Source organism: Paraburkholderia sp. MM5482-R2 (genome assembly GCF_050436125.1).
GTDB classification, from domain to species: Bacteria; Pseudomonadota; Gammaproteobacteria; order Burkholderiales; family Burkholderiaceae; genus Paraburkholderia; species Paraburkholderia tuberum.
On the sequence record NZ_JBNDLP010000004.1, the window covers coordinates 348739 to 364199 of the forward strand.

General features: G+C 58.5%; 14 protein-coding genes. 5 read left to right on the forward strand and 9 right to left on the reverse strand.

The genetic code is table 11. The features are described from left to right. The first annotated feature begins 72 nt into the window (after positions 1 to 72). Positions 73 to 1224 carry a porin gene (locus OKW37_RS37640; protein WP_184053530.1) on the forward strand — a complete coding sequence of 384 codons (1152 nt, stop codon included), beginning with the start codon at positions 73 to 75 and terminating at the stop codon, positions 1222 to 1224. Between the two features lie 391 nt (positions 1225 to 1615). Here the strand turns inward: OKW37_RS37640 and OKW37_RS37645 are convergent, their stop codons facing one another. After that, the gene (locus tag OKW37_RS37645; RefSeq protein WP_184053527.1) at positions 1616 to 2728 is read right to left on the reverse strand and encodes an NAD/NADP-dependent octopine/nopaline dehydrogenase family protein; all 1113 of its coding nucleotides are present in this window, start codon (positions 2726 to 2728) and stop codon (positions 1616 to 1618) included. A 904-nt stretch (positions 2729 to 3632) separates the two neighbouring features. Here OKW37_RS37645 and OKW37_RS37650 point away from each other — a divergent pair. From OKW37_RS37650 to OKW37_RS37665, 4 genes are all read left to right on the forward strand, one after another. Beyond that, positions 3633 to 4649: a DMT family transporter gene (locus tag OKW37_RS37650; protein ID WP_260335102.1), complete on the forward strand. Its 1017-nt coding sequence runs from the start codon at positions 3633 to 3635 to the stop codon at positions 4647 to 4649. Between the two features lie 1176 nt (positions 4650 to 5825). Beyond that, entirely contained in the window at positions 5826 to 7184 is a 1359-nt protein-coding gene (gene nodC / locus OKW37_RS37655; RefSeq protein ID WP_184053524.1) for a chitooligosaccharide synthase NodC, read from the forward strand. Between the two features lie 272 nt (positions 7185 to 7456). Further along, entirely contained in the window at positions 7457 to 8371 is a 915-nt protein-coding gene (gene nodI, locus OKW37_RS37660; RefSeq protein ID WP_184053521.1) for a nodulation factor ABC transporter ATP-binding protein NodI, read from the forward strand. A 3-nt stretch (positions 8372 to 8374) separates the two neighbouring features. Further along, entirely contained in the window at positions 8375 to 9163 is a 789-nt protein-coding gene (locus OKW37_RS37665) for an ABC transporter permease (protein WP_090811273.1), read from the forward strand. A gap of 191 nt (positions 9164 to 9354) precedes the next feature. Here the strand turns inward: OKW37_RS37665 and OKW37_RS37670 are convergent, their stop codons facing one another. The 8 genes from OKW37_RS37670 to nifE all read right to left on the reverse strand — a co-directional run bounded on the left by OKW37_RS37670 (position 9355) and on the right by nifE (position 15078). Continuing rightward, positions 9355 to 9858 (reverse strand): DUF2325 domain-containing protein, encoded by a 504-nt coding sequence (locus tag OKW37_RS37670; protein WP_244145119.1) that lies wholly within the window; start codon positions 9856 to 9858, stop codon positions 9355 to 9357. 263 nt (positions 9859 to 10121) lie between these two features. After that, positions 10122 to 10682: a nitrogen fixation protein NifQ gene (locus tag OKW37_RS37675; RefSeq protein ID WP_429402242.1), complete on the reverse strand. Its 561-nt coding sequence runs from the start codon at positions 10680 to 10682 to the stop codon at positions 10122 to 10124. An 11-nt stretch (positions 10683 to 10693) separates the two neighbouring features. Next, positions 10694 to 11014 (reverse strand): ferredoxin III, nif-specific, encoded by a 321-nt coding sequence (fdxB, locus tag OKW37_RS37680; RefSeq protein ID WP_429402241.1) that lies wholly within the window; start codon positions 11012 to 11014, stop codon positions 10694 to 10696. 25 nt (positions 11015 to 11039) lie between these two features. Continuing rightward, positions 11040 to 11240, reverse strand: a complete 201-nt coding sequence (locus OKW37_RS37685; RefSeq protein ID WP_429402240.1) for a CCE_0567 family metalloprotein — start codon at positions 11238 to 11240, stop codon at positions 11040 to 11042. A 24-nt stretch (positions 11241 to 11264) separates the two neighbouring features. Continuing rightward, entirely contained in the window at positions 11265 to 11750 is a 486-nt protein-coding gene (locus tag OKW37_RS37690; protein ID WP_429402239.1) for a NifX-associated nitrogen fixation protein, read from the reverse strand. Next, complete coding sequence (nifX, locus tag OKW37_RS37695; RefSeq protein WP_184062935.1) at positions 11743 to 12156, reverse strand: nitrogen fixation protein NifX; 414 nt, start codon at positions 12154 to 12156, stop codon at positions 11743 to 11745. Before nifX ends, OKW37_RS37690 begins: the two co-directional genes overlap by 8 nt. A gap of 22 nt (positions 12157 to 12178) precedes the next feature. Further along, positions 12179 to 13570 carry a nitrogenase iron-molybdenum cofactor biosynthesis protein NifN gene (gene nifN, locus OKW37_RS37700; protein WP_429402238.1) on the reverse strand — a complete coding sequence of 464 codons (1392 nt, stop codon included), beginning with the start codon at positions 13568 to 13570 and terminating at the stop codon, positions 12179 to 12181. A gap of 50 nt (positions 13571 to 13620) precedes the next feature. Then, entirely contained in the window at positions 13621 to 15078 is a 1458-nt protein-coding gene (gene nifE / locus OKW37_RS37705) for a nitrogenase iron-molybdenum cofactor biosynthesis protein NifE (protein ID WP_429402237.1), read from the reverse strand. Positions 15079 to 15461: the final 383 nt, after the last annotated feature.

Below are 15461 nucleotides of genomic sequence, written 5' to 3' on the forward strand. Positions count from 1 at the left end.
AGACCGCATGCCCGACCCAGGGTTGCGCATAAAAAAGCATCGAGACACACAATATAAGGTTTGGAGACCTCAATGAAAATCAAACTTCTTGCAGCTTTCGTGATGTCAGCCGCCGCAGCTCCCGCAATGGCCCAAAGTACGGTGACGCTCTACGGTCTGATCGACGAAGGAATCAACTATACGAATAACGTCGGAGGCCACAAGCTGTTCGAGCTCCAGAGCGGTACGGTCCAGGGGAGTCGTTGGGGCTTGAAGGGAGCGGAGGATCTCGGCGGTGGTCTCAAGGCAGTTTTTCAGTTGGAGAGCGGCTTTAATGTCAATAATGGCAAGCTCGGTCAGGGTGGCCTGATGTTTGGGCGACAGGCGTGGGTCGGCGTCGCATCCAACCAATACGGGACGGTTACTCTCGGTCGACAGTACGACTCCGTCGTCAACTATCTGGCTCAAACGACGGCGAATGGCACATGGGGCGGGGGCATGTTCTCCCATCCGTACGACAACGACAACACGGACAACACCTTCCGTGTCAACAATACTGTCAAGTACACAAGCCCCGAGATTGCTGGCTTTAAATTTGGCGGCACGTACGGCTTTAGCAACGACACCAACTTCGCCAACAATCGCGCGTACAGCATGGGCGTCCAATACGTCATAGGCGGCCTGCTGCTGGAAGCCGCCTATCTGCAGGCGAACAACCAGTCGTCCACCGCCGGTGGTGCAATCGGGAACAATCCCGCTGCGGATGAAAATTTTCTGGGGAACAAGCTGCGCATCTTCGGCGCGGGGGCAACCTACACGTTTGGTTCGGCCAACGTGGGCATCTCGTATTCGAATACCTTCGTCGCCAATCCGGTGTCTTCGGGATACGTCGGCAAGATTACGCCAGCCTCGGGCACGCTTTCCAACCTGCGTTACCAGAATTTCGAAATCAACGGCAAGTACCAGTTCACGCCAGCCTTCTTCGTCGGGGCGATGTATACGTACACCCTGAGCGGTTTCAACGCCACCACTGGAAAGCTAAAGCCGAATTACGAAACTGCGGGGCTGATGGCTGATTACTCACTGTCAAAGCGCACGGACGTCTATGTACAGAGTGCGTATCAGCACGTCGGTGGTGACCGTACTGGCAGCGCCCTCGACTTCGCCTTTGTGCCGGTGGCCGATGACGTATCGTCGAATCGCAATCAAGTGGTTGCGCGCGTCGGCCTGCGTCATAAATTCTAAACCGGGCCAGATATCGCTCGATTGACGTTCGTCCACGTTCCGAGCGAACCTGTTGGGCAGCGCCTTGCGCCAGCCCAGTTCCTACAGAAGCGGAGAGCGTCCTCACCAGCGCACCCACGTGCCGGCCCTCCGCGGTGATCTCCTGCGAGTGATGATTTGCGCTTGCACATGTCGGCGCGCGTTCGTCGCATCAGCGCGTGCCTGCGTCGGCCCTTTCTTCGGCGCCCAACTGCCATAGGGTGATGGAACGGCTCAACCATATCCCGCCCCGCCTGACGATGCTGAAGCAAACTACTACCGGCAATTCAACAATACTGTTGCAGCCGGTATCGACTTAAACCAAGCGGCCTCCAGAATTCCGAAGGCGATTCAAGTTACCCGATGGATCCGGTCACTTCTTAGTAGCCGAAGCTAACGGCAATCGGAAAGTCGCGCTATCTACGAATCGCAAAAGCTCCGCCTTCGACATGTGGTCTACACCGAGGCGCTTCAGATTACGGCCAGTTTGAAAATAGTTAACGCCGTTGATGGAGGAAGCGATTTCAATCACGGCTTTGATTGCCCGAGACTCTATGCCCACTCTGGCGCCGAGTTCGTACCAAGGGACCAAGATATATGGAATATCCTCACATATATATCTATGTTGCATACGATCAGGCGTTTTGACCTTCGTGGAGTTATGAGTTTTGGATTGGAAAGCGAAATCGGAGAAGTTGGCACAATCTCCGCCGTAAAAGCCGATCATTTCCTCGAGGACTGTCGGCAGTCGAAAACCGAAAGCCTCTCCGATTTTCAATCGCTCATTGTCCAACGCCTCTACGACCCTTCCGACCGAGGGTGAGATCCCGTCACGATAGAAGAAAAAATCTCCTTTTGTGCTTTCTATCCATCCCGTATTTAAAATACCCCCGACAGGATGGATGACACCATTATTCGACTGCATTCCAATTGCGAAAATGTTATCCCACCACAAGAGCCTTTCCGGAAAGATTGCGGTGATTTGCGATAACTGTTTCTCATCCATGGCGTTCGAAAAAGCAGCAATCGGCAAACAATTCTTAATTCCAGTGATCCGGACTTCGCCGTCCCTGACCGACGACGCATAGGGCGAGGAATTTGTCTCTAGAACTGCCTGCGGGTTTAGCTCTCTTGAACCCATTGGGGAAAAAAAATTGGCATTATTGACTATGATGACATGTCGACTCAAATCGAAACCTTTTAGATCGCCAATGAGATCGTCATGCGCGTATGCTGGAACAGCAATCACGAGAAAACGCGAGAAGTTTACGGCCTCATCCATATCGGTAGTTACAGTCGGATAAAACTCACCCGTGATAGCCATGCTAGCCAACAAGCGACCGTTCGCTCGGATCGCATCAATATTACGACGATGATCTGGCTTCCCGTAAAGGAGAACTTCGAATCCACGACTAGCCAAATCGGCCGCGAAAGCGCATCCACAATTTCCGGCACCGATGATTGAAACTGGAAACCTTAATGACATGTCCTCTCCGCATAAACAAACAGAAGTTTTCTGTGACGCCACCCAATATTGCGACGTCATGCAAGGCTGAACGCCGATCAGTAGTTGTGCGTTAGCACGACGACGGCACGCAACGAACGTGCCACCGCGGAACGAGGCCACCTCTTTAAACGGCTCATATACCGGTTAATGTGGTGAGGAGAACAAGACGCGATTCCTCGTCCAGTGCAGATCATGTCGCGAACGTTACAAATCCAGCATCTTGAGTTAGATCTGTCCGAATCTCGACGTGTTTGTAAGGCAATGCGTATTAACCACCGCTGAACAATCATCTGTGCGGAAAGGTTATAAGGCCAAAACGGTGTTTTGGCACTCGGATCGCGTAGGTATGTTGGTGCGAGCTTCTTACAACACGAGTTCAGCTGACGGATACATCTCAATGATCTTCAATTTGGCGCCCTGGTGCCATAGGCCCGCGAACACCTCCAATAGAGCCTCCAATCTGTACGTAGGGGCGTTCATTCCATTTGTCGTCGCGTAGAGCCGACGCTGCGCGACTGGGTCATCCGTCGTGAAGTGTTACAGACCCAATCGCGCGCCAGGACGGGACACGAAGGCACCGCTTGCGACAAACCGCGCGCCGTTTGTCGGGAATCCGACGGCGGCCATATCAGCCGAGGCAATTTCGCGAAATGCGCCAAAAGTTCGTTCACCGGGGATTTCGAGCTTTCAGGCCGACATGGTGCGAAAGCTGCATGCAGACAGCTATCCGACCTGGGATATTTCGACAAACCGCGACGTCCCGTAACGCGGCTCAATTCCGTCCACGCTGAAATGGCCCCGACAGTTAGCCGGTATGCGCCGTGTGGGCTTCGTTACCACACGCAATCGAGCAGGCACTCCTTTTTCGCGGGACCTTCGCAACATGAGAAAACTTTTCGTGATGACGCGCACAACGAAATTCTGCCTTCTGCGGTATGTCGGTTTGAATCGTGTCACGTTAGGAAATCCTCATATAAGTCACGATTCTTTTGAGACATCGGAGCAGTCTGGCTACAAGTTGGCAACCGAAAATCGGCTTTTTCGCACACGATTTAGAAAGCTGCGCGGGATTGCATTCATGTTCTACGCGATTCTTCTTTTCGCAATAAGCAATGCGGTTGCGAGGCTCATTCCGGCAAGATATCCGGCGAACGAGATGATGTTCTTTCGGATGCTATCCGGGTTAATTCCCGCCGCGTTCGTGTTCGGGACTTGTCGCATTCAATGGAAGGAACTGACGATTTATCGCTTAGGCGGTCATTTCATCAGAGCCGTCACAGGGCTTGCCGCAGTAGGATTTTTCATTGCCGGCGTGCCATATCTGCCTTTATCAACCGCTGTAACGCTGAAGGAGACAGAAGCAATCTTTGTCTGCTTTTTCGGCATCGTGTTCTTGCGTGAGCGTTTTCGTCTACCTACGGCGATAGCGTCGATGTCCGGATTCGCGGGAGTCGCGGTGGCTTCCTCACCATTCAGCGCCAATGGTGCGTCGCTGCGCGCAATGATTCTAATTCTGCTGAGTGCTATGTTTAGCGCCGGTTCAGTCATCCAGGTCAAGAGACTCTCGCGAACTGACGAGCCAGCGACAATCGTCTTCTATTACACAATCATAGCGACGATTGTTAGCGGAGTGTCACTTCCCGTCGCTTGGGTAACGCCAGATCTAAGGGATTTCGGGTACATGGTTCTATTTGGACTGACTGCAGGTGTAGCGCAACTTATGCTAACGATCGCAGTCGCGACTGTCGCCACCCCAATCGTCGCCTCATTTGGTTACCTCAGCATTGTATGGGCAATCATTTTCGACTATTTGATTTGGGGGGAGGTCATTTCTCTACAGGTAGCACTCGGAACGGTCATAATTATTGCAAGTGTGCTCTACCTGTCGTGTCGCGCCTAAATGATCCTTTGTGACAGAGCAATCTGCGCATGACCACGACCAGCTACTGATATGACCTTCGCAGTCGAGTACCGCAAAGGTGACGACGCGAGCGACAGGACGCGCCGCTCAAGCTCGTCTTCTTCCAGATGTTCGACCGACGCCCAGCCCAGTCCTGCCGCTGTGGCAAGCTGAAGATACTGCGTGATCGTCCCCAGACCGACGCTGAGGGCGCCCTGCACGCTGGTGGTGCGTGAGATCGCATGCCCACTTCAGGCGGAGTACTTCCTTGATTTTTCGCATGGTTGTGCGATCAGCCGGCATCGTCGGTCGCTCCAAAAACGGAGCTACCTTAACGCCAGCGGATTGGTCTATGCGCTCGAGCGCAACGAGCAGATTTAGATCGAAACCCATAAAACCCATTTCTCAACATATCCACACTATAGATGTAAGGCATCAACGCAATCGATTTTACAAATCAATTTTTGTGTTGCACAGTGAAGCCTCTCGTTGCGGAAATCGGAATCGAAGTTGATTGATCGAATACTTCAACTTTATAAGTAGTACGACAATGTTTAGACGTGTCTTCATGATGATCATACCTTTAGATGTATCTCTCGACGCGCCACCTAAGCTTACCGGAACCGTGCCCGTCGCAGCCTTTCGGTTGGGACTATCGACCGTGGATCGGCCTACTGGCTCGATAATTGAACGAAACGGTCCAGAGCTGTGAAGGTCCTCAATTGCGTATCCGCGGCGCGCGACGAGTGCCACAATCGCGCCGGATGTCGCGACGTCTACTTAACCCTTGACGACAGTACCAATTCCTTTTTCATACCGAATTTTCTCGATTTACTCGGGCCGTACATGCGTGCCCCGTATGGCATGTGGACCGAAGCAGTGCTCACTACGTCAGCGAGCGCTGGTCTGGCGCCCCTCCACTGGTCGGTAGACCCGCGTGACTGGTCTCGCCCCCCGGCATCGATGCGATTGTCAGCGCAGTGCTGGCCTCTGTCCGGCCTGGCGCAATTGTGCTCTTGCACGACGGATGCCCTCCCGATGAGTTGTGACGATGCACTCACGCTGGTCGGCGCGAGCAGACCCTCACGGCGCTTTCCCTCATGATTCCAGCATTGCATGACCGGGGGTTTGCAATCCGATCGCTTCCTCAACCTCACCGGACGAACCAGATACCCTATGAACATGCTTGCCGCAACTAGCACTGTCGCTGTCTCGTTTTATGCGCTGCTCTCGACTGTCTATAAAAGCACCCAGACGCTTTATGCTCAGCCGACAAACGTGTCATCGCTGTCGGACGGTCTGATCGACTCCGACACTCTGCCGGGCGTGGATGTCATCGTTCCCTGCTTCAATGAGGACCCGCGCACGCTCTCGGCATGCCTGGAGTCCATCGCAAACCAGGACTACGCCGCAAAACTGCGCGTCTATGTGGTCGATGATGGTTCTGCGAATCTCGACGCCGTGAGGCCGGTATACGATGAGTACTCGCGCGACCCGAAATTCAACTTCATTACGCTTCCCCAAAATATGGGAAAGCGCAAGGCACAGATCGCCGCGATACGCTCTTCATCCGGGGAACTGGTACTCAACGTCGACTCGGACACGACGCTGGCGCCCGATGTCGTCAAGAAGCTCGTATTGACAATGCGAGAAGCGACGATAGGCGCCGCCATGGGGCAGTTGACGGCCAGCAACCGGAGCGACACCTGGTTGACCCGTCTGATCGATATGGAGTACTGGTTGGCTTGCAACGAAGAGCGCGCCGCACAGGCTCGCTTCGGCGCTGTTATGTGCTGCTCCGGTCCATGTGCCATGTACCGCCGGTCCGCGCTCCTTTTGCTGCTAGATCAGTACGAGACACAGTTTTTTCGCGGGAAGCCGAGCGACTTCGGCGAGGACCGTCATCTGACGATTCTCATGCTGACGGCAGGTTATCGGACCGTGTACGTTCACGACGCCATTGCGGCGACAGTCGTTCCAGACAGACTGGGGGCGTATCTGCGCCAACAACTGCGCTGGGCGCGCAGTACGTATCGGGACACGTTGCTTTCGCTGCGCCTGCTGCCCCGTCTCGATCGTTACCTTACGCTGGACGTGATCGGACACAATCTGGGCTCGCTATTTCTCGGCTTATCGCTACTAGCGGGTCTCGCGCAGCTCGCATTGACAGCGACAGTGCCGTGGTGGACTGCCCTGATAATCGCATCATCGACCATGATCCGCTGTAGCGTGGCATCGGTTCGCGCTCGCCAGGTTCGATTTCTTGGCTTTTCTCTTCACACACCCATTAACCTCTTTCTCTTGCTCCCCCTGAAAGTCTATGCGCTGTGTACATTGAGCAATAGCAATTGGCTGTCCCGTGGCTCTGCAGGGAACGTTTCGAACGTTCGTGAAAAACAGGTCGATACTCCGAATCCGGTTACAAAGCCGAACGCGACTTCAGCGTCAAGATCTGCGACTCCACACCGTCGGCAGGATCACACGTGCGAGTCTTCAACATTAGCGACGTCTGACGAAGCATTCGATGGCGATTAGTTAATCGTACATATAGATCTCGAGTATTGCGCCAACCCAGAACCGCCCACCATCGGCACTGGTCCGCTTGAGTGCGATCGTCTCACGCAAAGGCTCGATTGTCGTCTTCCCAACGCCGGTGCATTCACCGAAATCCTGGTACTCCATTGTCAGTAACTCATGCGCTTGGCAGGCAAGGATCTTCTATCGACCGGGGCGTTTTCAATCGGGCCGCGGCAGCAGAACGGCTTATTTTTCTCCAAGACGAGTGCGTAATTTTCCTTCTTATCTCCATGTCCAAAGCAGCAATCAGCTTCACCGGCGTAAGGAAGTCATATGGCGACAAGATCGTAGTCGACGGATTGTCGTTTAGCGTCGCGCCTGGAGAGTGCTTCGGTCTGCTAGGGCCAAATGGCGCGGGCAAGAGCACGACGGTGCGTATGGTTCTCGGCATGGCGCCGCCCGACGCAGGCAAGATCATCGTGCTCGGGGAGCCAGTGCCGGCGCGCGCTCGCTCGGCACGTATGAGCATTGGCGTGGTGCCGCAATTCGACAACCTCGAACCCGGGTTTACCGTGCGCGAGAACCTTCTGGTGTTTGGGCGCTACTTCGGCATGAGCACACGTGAAATTGAAGCGGTCGTGCCGTCGCTGCTCGAATTCGCTTGCCTCGAAAGCAAGGTCGATGCGCGCGTCACCGAACTATCCGGTGGCATGAAGCGGCGGCTGATGCTGGCACGCGCGCTGATCAACGATCCACAGTTGTTGGTCATGGACGAGCCTACAACGGGTCTCGACCCGCATGCGCGCCACCTGATCTGGGAAAGCCTGCGTTCATTGTTGGCGCGCGGCAAGACGATCCTCTTGACCACCCATTTCATGGAAGAGGCCGAGCGGTTGTGCGACCGACTGTGTGTGCTGGAGGAGGGGCGAAAGATCGCCGAAGGCGGGCCTCGCGTGCTGATCGAAGAACAGATCGGGAGCCACGTGGTCGAGATCCACGGCGGCAATCCACATGAGCTGCGCACGTTGATCGCGCCGCACGCGCAGCGTATCGAGGTCAGTGGCGGGACCCTCTTCTGCTATGTGTCCGATCCGGAACGGGTGTGTGTACAGTTGCGCGGGCGCGCGGCGCTGCGCCTTTTACAGCGTCCAGCAAATCTCGAGGATGTCTTTTTGCAGTTAACCGGGCGCGGGATGAAGGAGTGAACGATGAGAGAGTTTTATGCAGCGGCCCTGCCCGCGAACGTGTGGAACTGGGTTGCAGTGTGGCGCCACAACTATCTGGCATGGAAAAAAGTCGCGTTTGCCTCGATTCTCGGTAACCTTGCCGATCCTATGATTTATCTGTTCGGCCTCGGCTTTGGTTTCGGGATAATGGTAGGTCGCGTCGATGGCGCATCTTATATCGCGTTTCTCGCGGCGGGTATGGTCGCCACGAGCGCGATGACCTCCGCGACCTTCGAAACGATTTACGCAGCTTTCTCTCGCATGCATGTTCAGCGCATGTGGGAAGCGATCCTGTGTACACGGCTCACGCTCGGCGATATCGTTCTCGGTGAACTGGCATGGGCCGCCACCAGGGCCTTTTTTGCCGGCATCGCCGTCATGGTGGTAGCCACCGTGCTGGGTTATGCAGCGTGGTCATCCATTCTCTATGCATTGCCTGCCATCGCCCTGACTGGCCTCGCCTTCGCGAGTCTGGCGATGATCCTCACGGCGCTTGCACCCAGTCACGATTACTTCGTGTTCTATCAAACGCTCGTTCTCACGCCCATGGTGCTCCTGAGCGGCGTGATCTTCCCGATCAGCAAGCTACCTGCCGTTTTTTGCGACGTAGCGCGCTTCTTGCCGCTGGCACATTCCGTCGACCTTATCCGTCCCGCGATGCTCGGACGCCCGGTGGGCAGTGTTGCCTTGCATATTGGCGCTCTCTGCATTTGCACGGTGTTGCCGTTCTTCCTGTCGGTGGCGCTGTTACGTCGACGCCTCATGTCTTAATGCCAGCTATGGCCGTCGCATTACGCACGGTTTGCGTCAGCGCATCGCGCGCGTCGCCGTCGGGGTTCTCGACGTTGAGGAAAAGGCCGTAGCGTTGTGCGGAATCCGACGTGGCAAGCCCTCTCGTGGAAAGACCACGTCAAAGGCAAGTTTTGCGCCCACATCTCGCGCTACGTAAAGTCATGACGACGTCAGCCATGCCTCAGGCAGAAGCGCGACGCTGCGACCGCGCCGCGCGGCTGGGCAGGCCGAGCCCGCAACACGCCCGCGATGAAGCTCGTCACGCTCGACGAACGCAAAGCGGACCACGGCGCGCGGTGACGCGCGCACAATCGCCGCAGCGCGACCAGCGAGTCCGGGTCGATCAGATCCAATGGGCACAGCACCCGGTAGGCGCCTGACAGCAAAGCCTCGAAGCCTTCGGCACGGCTATCGTCGTCGATGGTCCCGGTGTGATGAACGAACTCGCCTCCGGCCGCCTCCACCAGCGCACGCAGCACGGCGTTGATGCTTGGCCGCCCGCCCACATAAACCCATCGACGCCCGCTTAATGCGCGCGTCAATGCGCGCTCGTCGAGCAGCGCTTGCTCAACCGCGAACAACTCGTGCTGCAGGCTCGCGACATGTGCCCGCGCGCGCTCCAGCGACAGGCTCGCACTGCTGTCGGGAAGGCATGTGCCGCGGTTCTGATTCATGACGGGCTGCGCTTCGGATCGCACCGTTACGGCAACGGCAGGCGGGATGGGTCTCATGGAGAGCGCCTCGTGACATGGCCCGCAAGCCGTTCGCCCGCTGCCGGAGTGAAAAACCAGCTACGCACCGTGTCGTACGTGTAGCGCGTCCGGCCGGCATGACGCGCGTGCGGCGCCAGCCGATGCTCGGACAGCGGCTTCGCCCAGCCCCAGAAGTCGGCCACCCGCGACGCGACACAATCGAAGCGGTGACCGACGCGTGCTGCCTACTCCGCTCTAAAGCAAAGCGCATGGTCCGAACAGACGCCACAACTCGGCGCCTTGCAGATGAACAGGCCCTCGCGCTCGCACAGTTGCTTGTAGAAGAACTTCTTCCACTTCATGTCATGCGTATTCTTCGCGGCCAGCCGCGGAAACCAGTGGCTGATCAATGCGGACAACTCGCGCCGCGACGGCAGAAGCAGGTCTTGCCAAAGGTGGTTTTGCCCGAGGCTCGCGCAGGCCAATGCATGGGCCACGCAGTTCGCCTCGTCTGCCGGGCCGGCGCGGGGATCGGCATGGTGATTGAGCAACGCCACCAGGTCTTCCAGTTCGTCGCCACGCGGCATCGTGGCGGGCGACAAGACGCACGTAAGACCGAGCGCCGAGCCGGCACCTGGGAACCAGCGCGCGAGCATTCGGCGCGTCTGGTCGGCGTCCAGTCCGGGCATCGGCAGCACATCGACGCCGTGGTGCTCGAACCCGCTCGACAGCACGCCGGCCAGTGCCAGCACGGCGGGATCGCCCGCATCCACCGCACACGCCATCAGGGTTGCATAGGCGTCCATCGCGGCATCGCTCAGAGAACGGCCGCCGCGTGCGTGTAGCACTTTTTCGGGCAGATCTTCGCGCACGCGGTGCAGCCGACGCACAGTTCCCGATGCACGATAATCATCACCTTCTTCTCGTACTCGTCGTCGTCTTCGTCTTCGTCTTCGTCGTCGCCGTCCAGTGCGACGTGCGCGCCGTCCTCGTTAAGCCCGACGAGTTGCAGCACGCCACGCGGACAGACACGGAAACAACGTCCGCAACCAATGCATTTTTCTTCGTCGAGCCTGTTGACGAAGGTCGGCGTCCAGGTGGCGCCGCTTGGCAGCGTAACGCTGAAGGTATCGCTCATGATGTGGCTCCATGGCTTCGCTGGTTCAGGCCGCTGCCGCAGCGGCAGCCTTGCGGGCTGCCATCAGCGCGGCGTGGGCGTCATGGCAGCGCTGGGCGACAGCGAGAATGTTCTCCCAGTTGGTCGGGAGTTCCTCTGAGAGGTCGTGCAGGTCCAACTTCTCCCGGGTCGCTTGCGCGTTGAGTTTCTTCAGGTGCGCCTTGAGTTCATCGGCATCGGTGCTCATCGTCTCGGTCCCCTCACGATTCCTTCAGGCGCCGTACTGTGCGACGGCGGGGTACATCCGGATCACCTCGACCGCTTCGTCGAGAAGCTTTGCGCCCGCCTCGGCGAGCTTCTCCAGCGAAGCGAAGCCGAACCGGTGTACGTCGCGCAACTGCTTGTTGACGACAACGAGCCGCCCCGCGATCAACACCATGCGGCCGAAGCCCTCGTGGCTCATCTTCATCATCGGCGAAACCATTTGGCCGGTCTCACGCTCGATCGCCACCGCAATCGCGCTATAGAAAAGCTCGAGCCGCCACAGCGTTTCGGGGTCGGGGTCGCCCATGATCGGAATCGCGCGGCGTTCCTCCGGCGTGTGGATGTACGGCTTGAGCAGTTGCAGGTCGGTCTTTCCGTCCCACACGCCGTGGGTGTCCTGCGCGCGCAACTGCCTGACGAGCTGCTGCACGAACGGTGCGACCAGCAGCATTTCGTCGCTGGCCTTGGACGGAATTGCGGATGTTTCAGCCATGGGATACCTCATCGTCTTCAAAGTCGTATACACGTTCGCCATCCTTCGCCAGCGCCTTGCGCAGCCACGGCGGCGGCGTGCCCTTCAGCACCTGTTGCAACTTGCCGAGAGTCTCCTCGATGGACTCGGGCCGCGGCACCTTGATCGGATGAATCTTCAGCGCAACCACTCGAGCCGCGGCCGAGCCGCCGATTGCGGCGACGTACAGGATCGCGCAATCCTTGACGGCTTCGAGCTTGGGCGCGAGCTTGTCCTCGTCGCCGTCCTCTTCGAGCTTGTCACCAAAGTCGAACGCCTCGACGAACTGGTAGCCGTCCGGTGTGACGTTGTAGGTGACGATGCTCCTCGCCCAGCCAAAATGCGCATCGACGAACCGCCTGTCCTGGGTGGCGAACGCGATCTTCATGCTGTGTGCTCCTTTAGGTGGGTCAAGCACCGGCCGCGACGACAGGAATGTCCGCTTCGCGCGCCGGATCGCGCGCGGCCAGATCGATAGCGGCCTGCGGCAGCGGCCATTCGCCCGGATCGTGATGCGGAATCTGCTCGATCATCAGGTTGGCGATCTCAAAGATCAGGTTCATCGTGCCGCGGTAGCCGACGTAGCGTCGATGTGCGTTTCCAACCCGGTCGAAGACCGGAAAACCGATCCGGAAGAGCGGCTTTTGCAGGTGCTCGGCCATCTGCCTGCCGTGCGAATGGGTGATCAGCAGGTCGCAGTCCGCCGCGGCGCGCTCCATGTCTTCGAGATCGCCGATCACGACCTGATCAGCGGGCAGCAACGCGTGCGCGCGCGATCGCGTCGTGCTGATGCAGCAGCGCAACTGCGCGCCCATCTCGTGCAGCATGCTGCCGACCGCGAACAGCAGATCGGGCTCTGCGCCGATCGCGACCTTGATGCCTCCGGTGTAGAAATGGCCGTCCAGCATCGCATCGAGCAATTGGCTGCGCTGACGCCGGTATTTCGCGGGAACGGGTCGTTCCGAGCGCTGCGCGAGCAATTGCAGCAGACGATCGTTGGGTTCCAGTCCGGTGAGCCGCCCGAACACTTCGAACGGTGTGCCGGCGATAGCATGCAATGCCTCGGCGCCGTCGCGCGTCTGCTCGCCCACGCCGATCGTAAATGCCGATGCACCCGCGGCCCGGATCTCCGCGAGCGTGGTACCACCCAGTGTGGTGCCGCGCCAGTCCGGCGCGATATGGCCGTCGAGCGAGCCGGAAATGTCGGGCAGCACGATGACATCGAAGCCGAACGCTTCGATGATCTCGCGCAGTTCGTCGATGTCGCCAGGCGACAGATGGCTGCCGGGCAGCAGCGTCACCTGATTGGCCACCGTTGGCAACGCCTTGACCAGCGCGTTGACGATGCCGGTAATCGCATGCCGGTAGCCGTCTTCGAATGCGCCGACATAGTCGGGGGTCGACACATAGACGATCTCAGTGTCGTTGAGTTCGGGCTTGCGCTTGCGCACGGTAACGAGATAGCCGTCCACGTCGTCGCCCTCGGTCTCGGTGAGACCTGTTGAACAGATCGCGATGATCTTCGGCGCAGCGCGCTTGCGGATGTTGAGCAGCGCGGCCTCGATGTTCTCGTAGCCGCCGAGCACCGCGGTGACTTCGTCCATGGCTGTCGTCTGCAGCGGGATCGCCTCCCTGAAGTGGCGCACCAGCAGCACGAGGCCGAACGACGTGCAGCCCTGCGAGCCGTGCATCACGGGCATGCAGGCATCGAGCCCAAGGAACGCGAGGCTCGCGCCCAGCGGCTGGCTCATCTTGAGCGGATTGACCGCACAGGCTTTCATAGATTCGACGACATCGGCCATGGGATGTTCTCGAGTTCGGGGGTGTCAGGTCGGAATACCGGGTTCGAGGCTCATCGCCCCAACCCCGGGGCGCTCGACAGCGGGCGCGCGGCTTGCGCTTGGACCACACCGAGCGCTCCCCCGTCGTCGCCCCACGGAGCAGGGATCCGCACCTGTTGCCACACCGGGTTGTAGATCGCGCGGTCGATCTCATGCACCAGCTCGACGATCCCCTGGTAGCCGCCATAAGGGTGGTGGCGTTCCTGATTGATGTCGAGCCACGGTATGCGGGCCTTCAGTGCGACGAACTGGGAGCGGCCACCCGACAGCATGATGTCGGCCCGCGCGTCCCTGAGCATCGCGTACATCTCCCGCGGCGTCATACCGTCGATCATGTGGGCGTCGTCGCCCATGATCTCCTTGATCTTGTCCTTGTCTTCCTTAGTGCTCTTCTTGACGCTGGTGCCGACGATTTCGAGCCCTGCTTCCTGCAGCGCGGAAACCACCGACCAAGACTTCACGCCACCTGTGATGAGCAACACCCGCTTGCCGGTAAGGCGCGCCTTGTAGTGCGCGATGCGCTCCCACGCACGCGCTTCCTCGGCGGCGATCAGGCGCTCGGTCCGATCGAGCAGATCGTCCGGCGCGCCCTGCTGCACGAGCAGGCTGGCGATATGGCGCAGCGTGTCGCTCATGTCGCCGATCCCATAGAACGAGCCCTCGAAGTAAGGGATGCCGTAGCGCCGCTGCATCTTTGTCGCGATGTTGATCATCGACTTCGAGCAGACCATCATGTTGACCTTGGCGCGATGCGAACTTGCGATCTCGTTGTAGCGCCCGTCGCCGGAGATGCACGAGAGGATACGGATGCCTAGCGCGTCGAGCAGCGGCTTGGTCTGCCAGAGTTCGCCCGACAGGTTGTATTCGCCAATGACGTTGATGTCATACGGCGTCGTGTACTCGGGCTCGCGCGTGCCGATCACATAGTTGAGGATCGCCTCGCCGCCAAGCTTGTTGCCCAGATTCTTCGGCCCGGCGAAACCGGGGGAAATGACCGGAATCACCGGCTTGCCAAATTGTTCGGTGGCGCGCTTGCAGACCGCCTCGATGTCGTCGCCGATCAGCGCAGTGACGCAGGTCTGGTAGACGAACACCGCGGGCGGATCGTATTTCTCGATGATTTCGCGCACGCTCCTGAACAGGCGCTTCTCGCCGCCGTACACCACGTCGAGTTCGTTGATATCGGTGGTGAAGCCGGTGCGATAGAGTTGCGAACCGGACGAAGCGGCGTGCCGGTTGTCCCACGAATTACCTTCACAGGCAATCGGCCCGTGCACGAGGTGTGCGACGTCCACCACCGGCTGCAAAGCGATCTTCGCGCCGTCGAACGCGCACCCGCCTGCGGCCGAACCCGGCGAAAGCTGCTTCGTGCAGCCCCTTTTGCGCTCCTTCTCGCTCTTGCCTTGATTCTTGTCGCAACCCGGCTCGTCGAAAACTTCGGCGATTTGGGCATTGAGCGAAGCAGACATGACGTGCTCCTGATGGATGGACGTTTCTCTAGTGGCAAGTTCCATACCACCGGGAAACGCCTTGAAAACGTGCCAATTGGCGCTGAAGCAGTCGCTCGCGCGCATCGCAATGGCGGGTTTGAACGGTCTGCGACAGACGGTTCGCGACACAGAGAACCACAACACACGTTCACTGCCTGCCTTGCCGTTCCGTATGGAGCAGGAACCGTGCGATCGCATTCGCGCGCGCCTCCAGCAACGCATCCGGCCCCAAGGGGTCGCGAACCGCCAGGTAAGCAGTCAGCGCGTGGCGCATCCGTGGAGCTTTCGCGTAGTCCCACCGCACAGATCGACAGGTACTCTGCCCGTCCGTTCGCATCGGAAACGTCGTCGACCAGAGCGAG

Excerpts from the sequence above, each read along its gene's own strand:
- OKW37_RS37640 (WP_184053530.1), top strand. The coding sequence starts at position 73 with ATGAAAATCAAACTTCTTGCAGCTTTCGTGATGTCAGCCGCCGCAGCT.
- OKW37_RS37645 (WP_184053527.1), bottom strand. The coding sequence starts at position 2,728 with ATGTCATTAAGGTTTCCAGTTTCAATCATCGGTGCCGGAAATTGTGGA.
- OKW37_RS37650 (WP_260335102.1), top strand. The coding sequence starts at position 3,633 with ATGAGAAAACTTTTCGTGATGACGCGCACAACGAAATTCTGCCTTCTG.
- nodC (WP_184053524.1), top strand. The coding sequence starts at position 5,826 with ATGAACATGCTTGCCGCAACTAGCACTGTCGCTGTCTCGTTTTATGCG.
- nodI (WP_184053521.1), top strand. The coding sequence starts at position 7,457 with ATGTCCAAAGCAGCAATCAGCTTCACCGGCGTAAGGAAGTCATATGGC.
- OKW37_RS37665 (WP_090811273.1), top strand. The coding sequence starts at position 8,375 with ATGAGAGAGTTTTATGCAGCGGCCCTGCCCGCGAACGTGTGGAACTGG.
- OKW37_RS37670 (WP_244145119.1), bottom strand. The coding sequence starts at position 9,858 with ATGAATCAGAACCGCGGCACATGCCTTCCCGACAGCAGTGCGAGCCTG.
- OKW37_RS37675 (WP_429402242.1), bottom strand. The coding sequence starts at position 10,682 with ATGGACGCCTATGCAACCCTGATGGCGTGTGCGGTGGATGCGGGCGAT.
- fdxB (WP_429402241.1), bottom strand. The coding sequence starts at position 11,014 with ATGAGCGATACCTTCAGCGTTACGCTGCCAAGCGGCGCCACCTGGACG.
- OKW37_RS37685 (WP_429402240.1), bottom strand. The coding sequence starts at position 11,240 with ATGAGCACCGATGCCGATGAACTCAAGGCGCACCTGAAGAAACTCAAC.
- OKW37_RS37690 (WP_429402239.1), bottom strand. The coding sequence starts at position 11,750 with ATGGCTGAAACATCCGCAATTCCGTCCAAGGCCAGCGACGAAATGCTG.
- nifX (WP_184062935.1), bottom strand. The coding sequence starts at position 12,156 with ATGAAGATCGCGTTCGCCACCCAGGACAGGCGGTTCGTCGATGCGCAT.
- nifN (WP_429402238.1), bottom strand. The coding sequence starts at position 13,570 with ATGGCCGATGTCGTCGAATCTATGAAAGCCTGTGCGGTCAATCCGCTC.
- nifE (WP_429402237.1), bottom strand. The coding sequence starts at position 15,078 with ATGTCTGCTTCGCTCAATGCCCAAATCGCCGAAGTTTTCGACGAGCCG.